Origin of the sequence: Maribacter spongiicola, from assembly GCF_004364165.1 — a bacterium.
Taxonomy (GTDB): Bacteria; Bacteroidota; Bacteroidia; order Flavobacteriales; family Flavobacteriaceae; genus Maribacter; species Maribacter spongiicola.
Genome location: NZ_SOAY01000013.1, coordinates 39,282 through 55,381, shown reverse-complemented (window position 1 = coordinate 55,381; position 16,100 = coordinate 39,282). Strand labels below are relative to the sequence as shown.

Annotated in this window: 17 protein-coding genes; 10 read left to right on the top strand and 7 right to left on the bottom strand. The window is 35.5% G+C overall.

Annotated features, from left to right (window positions below):
• Positions 1-8: 8 nt before the first annotated feature.
• The 3 genes from CLV90_RS15000 to pckA all read left to right on the top strand — a co-directional run bounded on the left by CLV90_RS15000 (position 9) and on the right by pckA (position 4,477).
• Positions 9-1,475 (top strand): SLC13 family permease, encoded by a 1,467-nt coding sequence (locus CLV90_RS15000; RefSeq protein WP_133688333.1) that lies wholly within the window; start codon positions 9-11, stop codon positions 1,473-1,475.
• Complete coding sequence (locus CLV90_RS14995) at positions 1,476-2,603, top strand: glycerate kinase (protein ID WP_133688332.1); 1,128 nt, start codon at positions 1,476-1,478, stop codon at positions 2,601-2,603. It begins immediately after the preceding gene.
• 257 nt (positions 2,604-2,860) lie between these two features.
• Positions 2,861-4,477, top strand: a complete 1,617-nt coding sequence (pckA, locus tag CLV90_RS14990) for a phosphoenolpyruvate carboxykinase (ATP) (protein ID WP_133688331.1) — start codon at positions 2,861-2,863, stop codon at positions 4,475-4,477.
• A gap of 57 nt (positions 4,478-4,534) precedes the next feature.
• Here pckA and CLV90_RS14985 read toward each other — a convergent pair whose 3' ends face one another.
• From CLV90_RS14985 to CLV90_RS14975, 3 genes are read right to left on the bottom strand one after another with little or no spacing between them, the layout of a single operon-like run.
• Positions 4,535-5,278: a uroporphyrinogen-III synthase gene (locus CLV90_RS14985; protein ID WP_133688330.1), complete on the bottom strand. Its 744-nt coding sequence runs from the start codon at positions 5,276-5,278 to the stop codon at positions 4,535-4,537.
• 8 nt (positions 5,279-5,286) lie between these two features.
• The gene (locus CLV90_RS14980; RefSeq protein ID WP_133688329.1) at positions 5,287-5,940 is read right to left on the bottom strand and encodes a DUF4271 domain-containing protein; all 654 of its coding nucleotides are present in this window, start codon (positions 5,938-5,940) and stop codon (positions 5,287-5,289) included.
• Positions 5,940-7,613, bottom strand: a complete 1,674-nt coding sequence (locus CLV90_RS14975) for an ArnT family glycosyltransferase (RefSeq protein WP_133688328.1) — start codon at positions 7,611-7,613, stop codon at positions 5,940-5,942. The genes CLV90_RS14980 and CLV90_RS14975 overlap by 1 nt, the downstream gene beginning before the upstream one ends.
• Before the next feature lie 135 nt (positions 7,614-7,748).
• Here CLV90_RS14975 and CLV90_RS14970 point away from each other — a divergent pair, with 135 nt between their 5' ends.
• The 3 genes from CLV90_RS14970 to CLV90_RS14960 are packed head-to-tail and all read left to right on the top strand — an operon-like array spanning position 7,749 to position 10,248.
• Entirely contained in the window at positions 7,749-8,477 is a 729-nt protein-coding gene (locus CLV90_RS14970) for a polyprenol monophosphomannose synthase (RefSeq protein ID WP_133688327.1), read from the top strand.
• A gap of 2 nt (positions 8,478-8,479) precedes the next feature.
• A complete protein-coding gene (locus CLV90_RS14965) occupies positions 8,480-9,817 on the top strand; it encodes a dihydroorotase (protein WP_133688326.1) in 1,338 nt (445 codons plus the stop codon).
• A complete protein-coding gene (locus tag CLV90_RS14960) occupies positions 9,814-10,248 on the top strand; it encodes a DUF4296 domain-containing protein (protein ID WP_133688325.1) in 435 nt (144 codons plus the stop codon). Before CLV90_RS14965 ends, CLV90_RS14960 begins: the two co-directional genes overlap by 4 nt.
• Here the strand turns inward: CLV90_RS14960 and CLV90_RS14955 are convergent.
• On the bottom strand, positions 10,229-11,236 hold the full coding sequence (locus tag CLV90_RS14955) for an NAD-dependent epimerase/dehydratase family protein (protein ID WP_133688324.1): 1,008 nt from the start codon (positions 11,234-11,236) through the stop codon (positions 10,229-10,231). The genes CLV90_RS14960 and CLV90_RS14955 overlap by 20 nt on opposite strands.
• Positions 11,237-11,340: 104 nt before the next feature.
• On the opposite strand from CLV90_RS14955, the gene tyrS reads away from it, so the two are divergent.
• The 4 genes from tyrS to CLV90_RS14935 all read left to right on the top strand — a co-directional run bounded on the left by tyrS (position 11,341) and on the right by CLV90_RS14935 (position 14,173).
• Entirely contained in the window at positions 11,341-12,633 is a 1,293-nt protein-coding gene (gene tyrS / locus CLV90_RS14950; RefSeq protein ID WP_133688323.1) for a tyrosine--tRNA ligase, read from the top strand.
• A gap of 25 nt (positions 12,634-12,658) precedes the next feature.
• Positions 12,659-13,042 carry a hypothetical protein gene (locus CLV90_RS14945; protein WP_133688322.1) on the top strand — a complete coding sequence of 128 codons (384 nt, stop codon included), beginning with the start codon at positions 12,659-12,661 and terminating at the stop codon, positions 13,040-13,042.
• 78 nt (positions 13,043-13,120) lie between these two features.
• Positions 13,121-13,654, top strand: coding sequence for a hypothetical protein (locus tag CLV90_RS14940; protein ID WP_133688321.1), 534 nt, complete (start codon positions 13,121-13,123; stop codon positions 13,652-13,654).
• Between the two features lie 69 nt (positions 13,655-13,723).
• Entirely contained in the window at positions 13,724-14,173 is a 450-nt protein-coding gene (locus CLV90_RS14935; RefSeq protein ID WP_133688320.1) for a hypothetical protein, read from the top strand.
• Here CLV90_RS14935 and CLV90_RS14930 read toward each other — a convergent pair.
• The 3 genes from CLV90_RS14930 to CLV90_RS14920 form a co-directional block, all read right to left on the bottom strand.
• Positions 14,170-15,147 (bottom strand): acyl transferase, encoded by a 978-nt coding sequence (locus CLV90_RS14930; protein WP_133688319.1) that lies wholly within the window; start codon positions 15,145-15,147, stop codon positions 14,170-14,172. The two genes, CLV90_RS14935 and CLV90_RS14930, sit on opposite strands and share 4 nt — an antisense overlap.
• A 74-nt stretch (positions 15,148-15,221) precedes the next feature.
• On the bottom strand, positions 15,222-15,545 hold the full coding sequence (locus tag CLV90_RS14925) for a T9SS type A sorting domain-containing protein (protein WP_133688318.1): 324 nt from the start codon (positions 15,543-15,545) through the stop codon (positions 15,222-15,224).
• A gap of 175 nt (positions 15,546-15,720) precedes the next feature.
• Positions 15,721-16,029, bottom strand: coding sequence for a T9SS type A sorting domain-containing protein (locus tag CLV90_RS14920; RefSeq protein ID WP_133688317.1), 309 nt, complete (start codon positions 16,027-16,029; stop codon positions 15,721-15,723).
• Between the last annotated feature and the right edge of the window lie 71 nt (positions 16,030-16,100).

Here is a 16,100-nt window from a genome sequence, read left to right as displayed (position 1 = left end):
GAAAATTTATGAGTAAGACTAAATTATTAGGACTAGTCTTGGGTCCGCTTTCATTTATACTAATTCTTTTCTTTTTTCATCCTGTCGGACTATCAGAGCAAGCCAATGCAGTATTAGCTTCTACAGCTTGGATCGCCATTTGGTGGATCACCGAAGCGATACCTATTGCAGTAACAGCTTTATTGCCATTAGTGCTGTTTCCCCTATCTGGTGGGTTAGATTTATCATCAACCTCTGGCTCATTTGGTCACAAATACGTGTTTCTATATATGGGCGGTTTTATTATTGCCATTGCCATAGAAAAATGGAACCTACATAGAAGAATAGCGTTGAATATTATCAATTTAATTGGGTCAGATGTTCGAAAGATAATTCTGGGCTTTATGATGGCAACTGCATTTTTATCGATGTGGATATCTAATACGGCAACTGCCGTAATGATGCTGCCCATTGGCTTGGCGATAATTAAACAATTAGAAGATAATCCTGACACGGTAGAAGATGAAAACCAGACTTTTGGTAAAGCGTTAATGTTAGCAATAGCCTATAGTGCTTCTATTGGCGGTGTGGCGACATTAATAGGTACTCCGCCAAATTTGGTTTTAGCCGGTGTAGTACTCGATACCTATGGTTATGAAATCACCTTTATACAATGGTTCGCGTTCGGGTTGCCTATATCTATCATTTTAATTTTTATATGTTGGAAATACTTGACCAAATATGCCTTTCAGTTTAAGCAGAAATCCTTCCCGGGAGGAAAACAAGAAATACAACGGCTATTGTCTAACCTTGGTAAAATATCATATGAAGAGAAAGTAGTAGCATTTGTTTTCGCATTAACGGCATTCTGTTGGATCACGCGTTCGTTTCTTTTACAAAAATTATTACCCGGTTTAGATGATACCATTATAGCTATATTTTTTGCGATTGTATTGTTCTTGATTCCTTCAAAGAAAAAAGGGGGGCAAATTATAAACTGGGAAGAAGCGGTAAAAATGCCTTGGGGAATTATTCTCTTGTTCGGTGGTGGTATGGCTTTAGCAAAAGGATTTGAAGATAGCGGTTTGGCAGTTTGGATCGGTGGTCAAATGACTACATTAGCTGGTTTGCCTATAATTGTTTTGATATTAGTATTGATAGCTGCAGTAAACTTCTTAACCGAAATAACCTCAAATTTGGCAACAACAGCAATGTTATTGCCTGTTTTAGCACCCATGGCACTAACCATAGATGTACACCCATTTGTATTAATGGTCGGGGCTGCGGTTGCGGCGTCATGTGCTTTTATGTTGCCTGTAGCTACGCCACCAAATGCTGTAGTTTTTGGTTCTGGCTACCTGAGAATTCCAGATATGGTAAGTAAAGGCTTCTTTATGAATATTATTTCTATCATTATATTGACCTTTTTCGTATATTTTGTTCTCCCAGAGTTATGGGATATTTCAATAAATAGTTTCCCCTACAAATTCAAATAAATGAAGCTATTACTTATTCCGGATAAATTCGATGGTTCTTTAACAAGTGAATCATTTACTAATGCCTTTATTGAAGGTATGAAGAAATCGGGTGTGCCTTTTACATCGCGCTTTATTAAAGCAACAGATGGTGGTGAAGGTTTCTTAAAAGTTATTGCTGGTTATAAACCTTGTATATCGGTTGAGGTAATTAGCGAAAATCCTTTAAGGGAACCCATACGGTCTTATTATTTATACAATAAAGAAGAAAATTCCGCTTATATTGAGTTGGCCAATGCTTCCGGGCTTGAATTATTGCCTTACGATGAGCGTAACCCTATGTTAACCTCGACTTATGGCACCGGTATTGAGATTAAAGATGCTATTGAAAAAGGTGTAAAACATATTTATATTGGGCTTGGTGCAAGTGCTACCAATGATGGTGGTATAGGTATCGCAAGTGCTTTAGGTTATGATTTTTTAAATTCAAATGGAGTAGTACTACCTCCTATTGGCTCAAGTCTTCAATTAATTAGGTCGATTGACGATTCACGCGTATCTAAAAAAGTAAAGCAGGTAAAGTTTTATACGGTTCATGATGTGGTAAATCCGCTTTTCGGTAAAAATGGAGCAGCTTATGTGTATGCAAAATACAAGGGCGCTACAGATAATGCCATAGCAGAATTGAATAAGGGTTTGATACGATTAAATAAGGTGGTTTCAGATACTTATAATGTATATCTAAATAATGTACCCGGTGCGGGTGCTGCAGGAGGTGCCGCTTTCGGTCTTAAAACTTTTTTAAACGCTGAGTTCTTAGGTGCTATGGACTTTATTTTAGAATTATCTGGTTTAAGGAAAATATTGGACGAGGAGAATTTCGATTATATTATAACCGGTGAAGGTAAAATTGATGAGCAAAATTTAAATAGTAAATTATTGCAAGGTGTTATAGTATTGGGTAAGGAATATGGAATTCCGGTAATTGCCATTTGTGGAATGCTAGAAATATCAAAGAATCAGCTAAAAGAAATTGGTGTTTTTGATGTTTTTGAAATTCAAGATAACAGTAAAGATCTTGAATATAATATGAAGCACGCAGCGTTTCTTTTAGCTGCAAAAACAGCTGATTATTTTAGTGTAAAATGAAAATATAGGCTTAAAAAATGAACTATATTTTTAATAATATCTTAAAATATTATCCACAAAATAACAATAATGTATTTAAAATGCGTTATTTCTTTATAATGTGTATTAAAAGGAATAAAGTGCCTGCGAAAATATTTCATTTTCCATGATTCTTTGATTGAATTCGTATTTCGACGAGAAATGGCACTAATTGAGCTCTGAAAATCAGTGGTTCAGCTTTTATTTTTTTAGTTTTACACGAACAAATTTTCTAAAGCATGAAAAGCTCAATGACAAATGCGAATACCATATCCCTAGAAAATTACGGGATTACACACGCCAATTTTCATTATCAAGAAACACCTGAACAACTTCAGAAAGCCACTCTGGAAAGGGGTATGGGAGTTGAAACTAGTAATGGAACACTTGCTGTTAATACAGGCGAATTTACTGGTAGATCACCTATGGATCGATTTATCGTAAAAGATGATATTACAAAAGATAAGGTCTGGTGGGGAAATATTAATATTCCATTTGAAAAGGATAAATTCGATGCATTGTACGCAAAGGTAATCTCGTATTTAAACGAAAAGGAACTTTTTGTTAGAGATAGTTATGCATGTGCAGACGAAGATTATAAACTGAATATTAGGGTTATCAATGAATATCCTTGGTCTAATATGTTCGCTTACAATATGTTTTTACGCCCTACGGAGGAAGAACTAAAGGAATTCACTCCCGAATGGACAGTAATTAATGCGCCAGGTTTTATGGCCGATGCGGAATTAGACGGTACAAGACAACATAATTTTGCAATCTTAAACTTTACCGATAAAATAGCCTTAATTGGTGGAACCGGATATACTGGAGAAATCAAAAAAGGAATTTTCTCTGCCTTAAACTTTATTTTACCAATTTACAAAGAGACTTTGCCAATGCACTGTTCTTCTAATATTGGTAAAGATGGTGATACCGCAATCTTTTTCGGATTATCTGGAACAGGAAAAACCACCTTATCAACAGATCCTAATAGAAAACTAATTGGTGATGATGAACACGGTTGGACGAGCAGAAACACCGTTTTCAATTTTGAAGGTGGTTGTTATGCGAAAGTTATCAATTTATCTGAAGAGCAAGAACCTGAAATTTACGGTGCTATTAAGCCAGGTGCTATATTAGAAAATGTTGTTTTGGATGATAATGGCAATGTAGATTTTGCTGATACTTCAATTACACAAAATACAAGAGTTAGTTACCCAATTCATCATATCGATAATATTCAACAGCCATCTATTGGTAAGAATGTAAAGAACATCTTCTTTTTAACTGCCGACGCCTTTGGTGTACTGCCTCCGATTTCTAAGCTTACTCCTAGTCAGGCTGCATATCACTTTATCTCTGGGTATACTGCTAAGGTTGCAGGTACAGAAGCTGGTGTTGTAGAGCCGGTACCATCATTTTCTGCATGTTTCGGTGCGCCATTTATGCCATTGCACCCAGCAAAGTATGCTGAAATGTTGAGTAAGAAAATGAAAGAATCGGGTGTAGATGTATGGCTTGTAAATACAGGCTGGACAGGCGGCCCTTACGGAGTTGGAACTCGAATGAAATTAAAATATACCAGGGCAATGATCACAGCAGCCTTAAACGGCGATTTAGGCTTGTATTCGTACGATAAATATCATATTCACTCCGTATTCGGTGTAGCGCAACCTAGAGAGTGTCCGGGTGTACCAACATCGGTATTGAGTCCGAGATCAACTTGGAACGATGACGAGAAATATTATGCCACTGCATTTAAATTAACAAATGCGTTTAGGGAAAACTTCAAGAAATTTGAAAGTTACGCCAGTGAAGAAATCAGAAGAGGCGGACCACAACGGTACGCATTTTAAGACAATAAAAAAGCCTTGCAATGCAAGGCTTTTTTTATGAAGTTATTTTGAAGTGTATTATTTATTTACGCTCATAATATATTTCTGTAACGCCATCGTCATAGAAGGTGTTTCGGGTGTCGGTGCTTTTATGTCTATACGTAAACCAGCGTCAGTTGCTGCATCTACGGTAGAGTTTCCGAAAACAGCTATTCTAGTTTCCTTTTGATCGAAATCCGGAAAGTTCTGTAACAAAGATTCGATACCAGACGGACTAAAAAATACCAAAATGTCATAATACACATTTCTTAAATCAGAAAGGTCGCTAATTACAGTTTTGTAAAAAATAGCTCTTTTCCAATTGATATTTAAGGAATCTAAAGTGTCAGGAACATCTGGCTTAAGTACATCTGAAGAAGGAAGTAAGAATTTTTCATCCTTATATTTCTTGATCAACGGCACCAAATCTGTAAATAATCTTTTTCCTACGTAGATCTTACGTTTTCTGTAAACTACATATTTTTGAAGGTAATAGGCAACCGCTTCAGACTGGCAGAAGTATTTCATAGAATCAGGCACTTTAAAACGCATTTCATCTGCAATTCTAAAGAAATGGTCTACTGCGTTTCTGCTGGTTAAGACAATTGCAGTAAAATCATTCAAATCTATCTTTTGTTGACGCACTGTTTTTGCATCAACTCCTTCTACATGAATAAAAGGTCTAAAATCAACCTTTACTTTCTCTTTGTCGATAAGCTTGGAATAGGGGGAATTTTCCATTTTTGGCTCAGGTTGAGAGACTAAAATCGTTTTTACTTTCATACGCTGCACTATTTTAGAAAGCTTCCCATAATAAGTAAGGGGGCAATTTCGAGTGCGCAAAGGTACAAAATAAAATAGAAAAAATAAGAGCTAATGAATTTTTGATAATTCCTTAATACTGTTATCCAACCAATTATATTGATTACGAAAAATAGAATTAATGCAATAACGGTTAAAATTTTCGAGTCAATAAAAACATAGGCTAAAAATACATTGGCAATAAAAAGAACAATACCTGCATAATTAAGGTAGGTTAGCTTCTTAAAAATCAACTCATTAAAGGTGTTGTAAGAGTTGAATATGAATCCGTTAAAAAGCTGCGACATGGTTTTCGCAGTAATAAATAAGAAAACACCTGCAAGCAATAATGGAAAAATGTAAGGGTTTTTTGCCTCGGTAGGGTTGAAGTAACTACGCCAAATAAAAAAAATAAATAAAGTAGTGTTAATAATTTGGAACACACTCATTAGAAAATGAAACCAATTGAACAGTTTTTCTTTCTTTGTGTACATGGTAATGTACTTGTTATTAAACGGAAGAATCATGAAATTGAAAAAGCGGGTGTAATAGATGCTTTTGGCAATTAATGGAAATATAAGACTCACCATAAGAGTTATGGTAATCCAATCGGTTTGCCCCAATGTTCTTGCAATAGGTTCCATTAATTAACAGGAATTGCTTTTCCGTTTAGACCATATAGAAGATCGTTCTCAGAAATGACTACTCTAAAGTAACCAATGTTTTCCTTTTTTGTTTTAGGTAGTTCAAATATAAAATTAGTTGTGTCTAACTGTTTTAAGACTGTAGTTACTGTTTGGGTGGCTCTTGGCGTAATTTGTAGTGTTTGTACAGGTGTTTTGTAATCGTCCATGTACGTAATACCGAATTTCAATTTTTTTAGATCGATATCTTCATTGTAAGGGTTGAAGATTTTTACATCTATAGCTTTATCAGAATTTAATGTAATGGCATTTTCATCCACAATAGCTTCTAATTTACGAAACGATTGAAAGTTAGATATGTACCTACCTTTATAGAGTCCGCCATCTTCTCTGGTATATGTAAAAGTTGGGGTATTGGCATATTTTGATATGTAAGCAACATCTTTACCTCGCACTTGTTCTTCAGAGTCGTCTATAGAATATTGATTTTTACGATACATAAAATTGTTCAACGAAAAGGTAGGCGTTGCATGAGTATAGAAAGAATACATTGGGGCATTTCTATATGAGTTTTCAAATATCACAGGTATATTACCAACTTCCTCTTCAATAGCCTCTGCCCATTCTTTATTACCGTGGCTTTCGTAATAGAAATTAAAAAGTAAAGGTTGGTAGGCTAGTCCCATTCTTAAATATATAATAAGAACGGCATTGATGAGCCCTAATCTAAAAATCCAGGTTAAGGCCTGTTTATTTTGTAGCATGTAGTTAAAGGCGATAATCACTAACGGAATACAAACAATTATAATCCATTGAGTTTGAACCCTTCTATTGAAACTAGAAACAAAAAAGAAAATAAGTACGCCGTATGTTAGGTAGATAAGCGCTTTATTGAATAAGTCGTTGCCCTTCGTCTTAAAAAGTGCTTTATAGATAAACGGAAAAGTTAAACCAAAAATAGCTACTAGATTAACAAAGAAACCGACAGTATATTTTTCAAAGCTATATGCTCCATTTGGTCTTTCGTACAAATGGTATTTTATAGAAACAAAGTCATTTTCATACAACCAGTAAAAGTGTGGTAAATAACAAAATAACGCAACTGCTACTGCGAGCCAAGCATATTTGTTAGTGGTAAGTTTAAGGTTTGATAGTAGCACAAAAAATATGACCAGAACTGCATGATACTTACTGTACATTAAGGCAGCCATAAAGATGCCCATTACTATGGCGATGCCAAAGTTTGGCTTCTTTAAAAAATGCTTGTAGGTCAATAAAAAGCAACTTGTAAAAAATAATAGTGGAGTATCTGGTAGAGTGAAAAAGCCATAGGCATTTAACAGCGTCATCGAAAAAACCAGTACAAAGAAATGTTTGATGTATTCGTTTTTTTTCGGGTTGTCAATCATGAGCCAAAGCAGGATAATATTTACTGCAGACAACACGCAACTCATAAAACGAACACCGAGTTCGCCACTAAAAAAAAAGCTACTGATTTTTACCAATAACGCTACCATTGGTGGGTGGTCAAAGTAACCCCAAGCCATGTTCTGACTGTAATACCAGTAATAAGCTTCATCAAAAATGAGTTGCGTAAAACTAGATTGAATAAGGTTTAGAATGAATAGTACAGCTAAAAAAAAGTAAAACTGCTTCGGAATTTTAGTCAACATTTGCATAGGTTACTAAGTGGCAAAATTACAAATTTAAGGCAACCTACCTAGTTTAAATATTTCATAAAGGTATTGATGCCCATTTTAAGACGACTATTAAAACCTTACTTTTGTCAAAACACCTATAAATAACTTATGTCCAGTAGCATTGTAATCATACCTACGTATAATGAAATTGAGAATGTAGAGGCTATAATTAGAGCGGTATTCGATTTACAGAAAAATTTTCATGTGCTTATTGTAGATGATAATTCGCCAGATAAAACAGGTGATTGCGTTCGCGGCTTACAGCAAGAGTTTCAAGGAAAACTTTTTTTAGAAACTAGATTAGAAAAATCGGGGTTAGGTACCGCATACATTCATGGATTTAAATGGGCAATAACCAAGGGCTACGATTACATATTTGAAATGGATGCAGATTTTTCTCATACACCATCAGATTTGTTGAGGTTGTTAAAAGCTTGCGAAAACGGTGCGGATCTTGCCGTTGGTTCTAGGTATAAGAAGGGCGTTAATGTTGTCAACTGGCCACTATACAGGGTGTTACTGTCATACGGTGCCTCTATTTATGTGAAATTGATTACCGGTATGCGTGTAGATGACCCTACAGCAGGTTTTGTTTGCTATAAGCGCGAGGTGTTAGAAGCTATAAATTTAGATTCGGTTCGGTTTGTAGGTTATGCTTTTCAGATTGAAATGAAATTCAGGGCCTATCTAAAACATTTTAAAATAGAGGAAGTTTCCATTATTTTTAGGGATCGTGTTTTGGGGAAATCAAAAATGAGTTCATCAATAATAAGTGAAGCAATTTGGGGTGTATTTATTATGAAAATGAGAAGTCTATTCTTAAAAAATAAGTTTTAATTATGGGTAAGATTTTATTAAAGAACGGAACAATTGTTAATGAGGGAATCATACAACAAAGCGATATTCTAATTGTTGATGATATCATCGTAAAAATAGCGAGAGATATATCTGATACAGATGCTGAGGTTATCGATGTTACTGGTCAGCATATATTGCCAGGCGTTATTGATGACCAAGTACACTTTAGAGAACCCGGTCTTACACACAAAGGTACTATTGCAACAGAAAGTAGAGCCGCTCTCGCCGGTGGTATTACTACTTTTATGGAGCAACCGAATACCACACCACAAACCACCACAATTGAGAAACTAGAAGAAAAGTTTGCCTTGGCGGCTAACTCAGCCTATGCTAATTATTCTTTTTTATTCGGTGGTACCAATGATAATCTTGAAGAATTAAAGAAACTTGATAAAAATGCCTGTTCAGGTATCAAATTATTTTTAGGATCATCGACAGGTAATATGTTGGTTGATGATGAAAAAGTGATTGAAAGTATATTCAGTAATACCGAAATGGTAATCTCTGCGCATTGCGAAGATGAAACGACCATTCGTAAAAACATGGCGAAGTATAAGGCAGAGTACGGTGATGATATTCCTATTGCCATGCATCCTATTATTAGAAGCGAAGAAGCTTGTTATCTTTCTTCATCAAGGGCAATTGCGTTGGCCAAGAAAACAGGTGCGAGGTTGCACGTTTTTCATTTATCCACCGGAAAAGAAACCGATTTATTCCGAAATGATATTCCTTTAGAGGAAAAGAAGATTACTGCTGAAGTATGTATACATCATCTGTGGTTTTCTGATGCCGATTATGCAAAGAAAGGAACGTTGATCAAATGGAACCCAGCAGTGAAAACAGCTAAGGATAGAGATATGCTTTGGGATGCGCTGTTAGATGACCGAATAGATGTCATCGCCACGGATCATGCTCCACATTTATTAGAAGAAAAAGACAATGTGTATACTAAAGCACCTTCTGGCGGTCCATTAGTGCAACATGCATTAAACGCCATGTTAGAGAAAGTGAAAGATGGAAAAATTTCTCTTGAGAAAATGGTACAGAAAATGTGCCATAACCCGGCAATTTTATTTCAGATAGAAAAGCGTGGCTATATTAGAGAAGGCTATTATGCAGATTTGGTAGTAGCAGATTTAAATAGCCCATGGACGGTTACAAAAGAAAATATTGCTTATAAATGTAAATGGTCTCCTTTTGAGGATACTACATTTTCATCCAAGATTGTACATACGTTCATTAATGGACATTTAGGTTATAGTAACGGACAGTTTTCTGAAAAACGAAATGCAAAAAGACTAACTTACAATAGACCATGAAGCACTTATTATTTTTAGTGGTAGCAATGTTAATGCTTTCTTCGTGTGCCGAAGAATTAATTGAAAAGCCCGATAATTTAATACCAGAAGATAAAATGGTGACTATTATTAAAGAAATGGCCGTGGTCAATGCTGCAAAAGCGACAAATCTTTCTAAACTACGCGAAAATGGTGTAGAGCCAACACCTTTCATATTTAAAAAGTTTGAAATTGATAGTGCCCAATTTGTAGATAGTGATAGGTACTATGCGTCAAAGCCTTTACAATACGAAAATATGTATAAGAAGGTGGAGTCTGATCTTGAAGAGCAACGTTTAAAATTAGAGGCAGAGAAAAAAGTTAGAGATAGTTTAAGTCTTGTAGAGAAATCTAAAAAGAACATTGATATTAAAGCGAAAGACTCGGTATCGTCTAAGAGTGTTCAGAAATAAATAGCTTCGAAGAAAATTTCACTTGTTCGTCTAAGTCCTCAAATTCCATATTCAGCGTTTTCTTTATCTTCTCGTTATTGAATGTAGTTGGGTTTTTTAGTCCGTAGATAGTACTTGTTGTTATCGTTCTTGGGCTTCCGGTTAATAAGTTTCTAAGTCTATCCGCAAACTTCCCGATATTTAACTGCCAAAATTTTAAAGATGTAGAAGGTGGCTTTTTATCCATCGATAATGCAATTTTTTTCAATATCTCTTGATACGTCAAGTTTTCTGCTACCAGTATAAAACGTTCGTTATAAATATCAGAATTCATAAGAGCAATCATAATATTGGTAACATCGTTTACGGTTACAAATCCTGATCCGCCTGGTGGGTAATAGGTATATCCTTTAGAAGCGGTTTTAAAGAAAGAACCACTACCGCTATTCCAAAATCCTGGACCAAGAATCACTCCCGGGTTTACAATTACAACTTCAAGATTTTCTTGGGCACCACGCCAAACTTCCATTTCAGCAAGGTGTTTTGTTATCGCGTATGGGTTAGCATTCTGTCGTGTCCACTCCGTTTCTTCGTCTGCTTGTTCATTGGTAATCGTTCTACCTATGGTACCAATGGTGCTTACATGACATAGTTTTTTGATACCGTTCGCAATACAGATATTTACAATGTTAGCGGTACCTTCTCTATTTATACGTTCCAATTTTTTGAAATCTGACGGATCAAAAGAAATATAAGCAGCACAGTGGTAAACATAGGTGATGTTCTCAAAAGCATTTTCTAAAGAAGGAATATCTAAAATATCACCCTGTACCCAATCGATTTTAGCGAATAAAGAAACGGAATGGTCAGCATAGTAAGAGAAGATTTTTTTTACCTGAGTAAGCTTGTCTTCAGTTCTATACAAAGCCCGAACAGCTGTATTGTTCATCGTTAATTTCAGTAGCAAATGCGACCCCACCAAACCCGTGCCTCCTGTAACTAATACCATAATTCAAATTTAGCGAATACAGGTGAATAAATTCATGCTTTAATCTACTGTGTACTGGCAAGAATTCCATTTATATTTGCACTTCAATTAAAATTCAGGAAGAGATGACAAATTTTGTCAAGGAGTTACAATGGCGCGGAATGTTGCATGATGCAATGCCAGGAACAGAAGAACATTTATTAGAAGGTATGCAATCTGCTTATGTGGGCATAGATCCAACGGCAGATTCTTTACATATAGGACACTTGGTAGGGGTAATGATGCTTCGTCATTTTCAATTGGCAGGGCACAAACCATATGCTTTAATAGGTGGTGCAACTGGTATGATCGGTGACCCTTCTGGTAAATCTACAGAACGTAATTTGCTTGATGAGAAAACACTACGTCATAATCAGAATGCCTTAAAAGAGCAATTATCTCGTTTTTTAGATTTTTCTGGAGATGAAGAAAATGCTGCTGTTTTGGTCAATAATTATGACTGGATGAAAGACTTCTCTTTCTTAGAATTCATTAGAGACGTAGGTAAGCATATTACGGTAAACTACATGATGTCTAAAGACTCTGTAAAAAAACGCCTTTCATCAGAAGCAAAAGAAGGTATGTCATTTACTGAATTTACCTACCAATTGGTTCAAGGGTACGATTTTCTGCACTTGTACAGAGAACATAATTGTAGCCTTCAAATGGGTGGTAGTGATCAGTGGGGCAATATTACTACGGGTACAGAATTAATTAGAAGAATAGCCGGTGGTAAAGGGTATGCACTTACGTGCCCGTTAATTACAAAGGCAGATGGTACTAAGTTCGGTAAAACAGAAGGCGGTAACGTTTGGTTAGATGCTGAAAGAACATCACCATATAAATTCTACCAATACTGGTTGAACACATCAGATGATGATGCCAATAAATACATAAAGATTTTTACTTTCTTGGGTCAACAAGAAATTGAAGATTTAATAAAAGAACATGCAGAAGCACCGCATTTAAGAATACTTCAAAAGAGATTGGCCGACGAAATTACCGTTATGGTACACTCAAAAGATGATTTAGATAATGCAGAACGTGCAAGTCAAATTCTGTTCGGTAAGTCTACAGCGTCTGATTTAAAAGGATTGAATGAAAAAACATTCTTAGAGATTTTTGATGGCGTACCGCAAGCAGAACTTTCAAAATCTGAACTGACAGAGGGGCTAGATATGATTGGTGCATTGGCTGCTAAAACTAGCTTTTTGGGTTCTAATGGGGAAGCTAGAAGAGAATTAAAGCAAAATTCGATTTCGGTAAATAAAGAGAAAGTAAAAGAAGAGTTTTTGATTACTGCCGATGATTTGATCAATGACAAGTTTGTCTTACTGCAAAGAGGTAAGAAGAACTACTTTGTATTGGTATTTAACTAGATAAATTTTTTTTAGACTGTATTTTATGAAGTTGAAACTTGTAGCAATATTGTTCTTATTATTTATTTCTTGTAGCGATGATGATCCATTAATTGCAGATGCTGAATTAGAAGGCGAATGGACGCTTTCTGATGTTATCTGTTATTGCGGATTCGAATCTGACATTGATTTTTCGTTGACCAAAATAAGTTTTAATCCAAATAGAAATAGCGTAACCGTTATCAATGAAAGTGAATATGTTTTCTTTAGGGATACCGGTGAACATACTTATGGCGGACAAGCAAATAGAATCAATTTTTCTGACGGATCTGTATACTTTTTCGAAATTCGAGGAGAGCTACTTACCCTTACTTTTGAAGATAACGTTGATATTGCAGATGATGAGGTAACGTATATTTTTACCCGTTAATATTATTTAGGTGCATATTGTCTCATATTTTAGAATAATTCTGATGTATTAGCGTTTGTATGCATAAACCCCATAGTTATGCTAAAGAAGTACGTTTCTATTATCTGTTTGTTTACATTATTTACTGCTTGCGATAAGCTCGATGAGTTGACAAAATTCGATATGGAATATAGCCAGCGCGTTACTATACCCTCTACTGCAGGTATTGATTTACCTTTTGATGTTTTTACTCCAGAAATGGAGACGAATTCAGCATCTACTTTTGAAGTAAACGATACCCGAAAAGACCTTATTGAAGAAATTAAGTTGACCGAATTAGAATTGGTTATCATTTCGCCAGAAAGTGCTGATTTCAGCTTTTTAAATTCTATAGAAGTGTATATCTCTGCGGATGGATTAGAAGAAATTAGAATTGCGAGTTTAGACGAAGTTCCTGAAGATGCTGGTAATAAAATAACTTTAGATACCTCAGATGCAGATTTGAAAGAGTATATAAAGAGTGATGAATTCAGCTTGCGATTAAACACCGTTACCGATGAGTTAATGAGCAGCGACCATGAATTAGAAGTGAATTCTACATTTTTTGTAGATGCCAAAATATTAGGACTTTAATTTAATATTGCCTTAACGCAACTATTTGCCAAGTTGGGTATCTTGTAACTAGTTAAAAGTCTTCGTTCTATGAAAATATATTCCTTGTTGTTCTTGTTTCTAGTTTTTCTTGCCTCTTGTGCTAATGACGATGATTTCGGTTTAGAGTCAACACAATTTGTATTCTCAGAGCAAAAATGGGAGTTAACTCAAATGTCTGGCAGTTTTCAAAATTCAGAAACTACAGGCGAAGAAATGGAATGGCAAGAATATTACATTTTTTCACCAGAAGGTACTTTTGTAAAATCGAGAACTATTGGTGATGAGCTTGTTGAGGCTACGGGTAGTTTTGAGGTCGTAGAATACGAGAATGATCTTAATCACTACCTAGAACTTACTTTTGAAACCGGTAACGAATTAGCAGGTAATTGTACGGGCGACGATAAAGAGCTTTTAATGTACAGAAATTCAACCACGATTTCAAGCCTGTGGATGGCGTGCGACGGACCTGGGTTAGATTATTCGCTGAGTAAGAATTAAAGCACCATCAAATTGCACCCTCTAATATCAGAATTATCGAATCTTCCGATAATTTCAAAAGTGCCGTCTTGGTTTATTTTACCTAAATCTTGAGTAGCAATAAAGGAGCATGAATTGATGTTTGCCAAATCGATTACATTAATTCCGCCAGATTTGCCATTGTTTAAATAGCTAAGTGGGTCTTCGGTATCGCGCACTAAAATCTTCATCCAAGCTGGGCAGTCGAAAACACCGTTTCCTTTAGAATACGCTTGCGACAAAAGTTCTGTCATTCCGTATTCAGAATGTATGTTTTGTACACCAAATCCTGTTGATAGCAACTCATGTAATTCTTGGCGTACAATTTCTTTTCTTCGCCCTTTCATTCCGCCAGTTTCCATAACAATAGTGTTATGTAAAGACATCTGGTATTGCTCGGTAAATTCTAGCAAGGCAAAAGAAACACCTATAATCAATATTTTAGTGTCCGTTTTTTGAAGCTGTAGTAGTAATTGGTGAAGCTGTTCGTATTCATTTAAAAAGAAACCGCTTTCTGGGTGATTCGATTTTTTAATCAAATCATCTGCCATATAGATTAATGAAGAGCCTGTACGTTCTAGATAAGAAGGTAACAGTGCAAGAACACAATAGTTTTCAATATCTCCGTAAAAGTGGTTGAAAGCCTTTAAATAACTCTGCTCGTATAGACTTAAGTTGGTAACAAAGTGCTTACTGGTTTCACTACCTGTGGTGCCGCTACTTGTAAATGTAATTTCTGGTGTATCGGTCGTGCTAAGAACATCTTTAGACTTAAAGAATTCTATAGGTAAAAAAGGAATTTGTTCTAAAGTTTGAACGTCATCTGGTTGCACATTTAAATAGGTGCAAAAATCGTGGTAGACTATGTTGTTGTCGTATTGAAACCTGAATATGCGCAATGCCTGGGTTAGAAAATCCCCTTCCGTTTGTATATCAAAAATAGCATTATGCTTCATGTTCGGTACCAATTCCGGCAAAGGTACTGAACCAAATTATTTTAATTGTTTAGAGATGAAAATATGTAGATTATTTATTTCACCACAAGCTTACGGGTAATCGATTTTTCGTTTTCGGTTACCTGAACTACATACACTCCCGGTGAAAGCTTTGAGATGTTCATTGCCTTTGCAGACAATTTTTCGGTTAAGACTAGCTCACCGAAAACATCGTAAACTCTAACTTCTTTAAGGTTGTTGTTCTGTGTTGTTACATAAACAACATCGGCAATTGCTGGGTTGGGGTATAATTTGAATCCGGCAATTTCATCGTTACGTAGGTTGTTGATATCTATAGTGTCTTGGGCGTATAAGCCAACGGAGACTACCATAAATAGCATAAAGTAGATTTTCTTCATTTGGTATTGATTTGGGATCAACACTTCAAAGGTATGGTTAAGTGTAGCTTGAACACTGAAAATGTTGTGAAACCAAATTTTTTGTAGGTCTATGAGAAAGTCGAAGTAATTCGTCGTAAAAACGTGTAGTTAACCGATAACGGATTTATGAAAACTGAGAAAAAGAGAGACCTTGTTACTTAACAATCAACTTACGTGTACACATCTTGTTCTTTTCAAGAACACGCAATACGTAAACACCAGTGTCTAAATCTGAAAGATTCAATTCTTTGCCTAAAATAGTTGTCTTCAATAACAATGTACCAAATACATCATAGATAAAAATTTCTTTAGGTGCGTTAAGGTTGGTAGAAATATAAACTTTACCTGTAGTAACCGGATTTGGGTACATACTAAAACCATCAATATCTCCATTGCTCTGAGTGCTTTGCCCATAGCTGAAGGAAATAAAGAAAAAGAAGATGATGGTGTAAAGTTTCTTCATATATAGCTGGTTACAAATGCTATGCCACAAATATAGGAATTTAACAGTCTCTTATATTTTTGTAAGAGGAG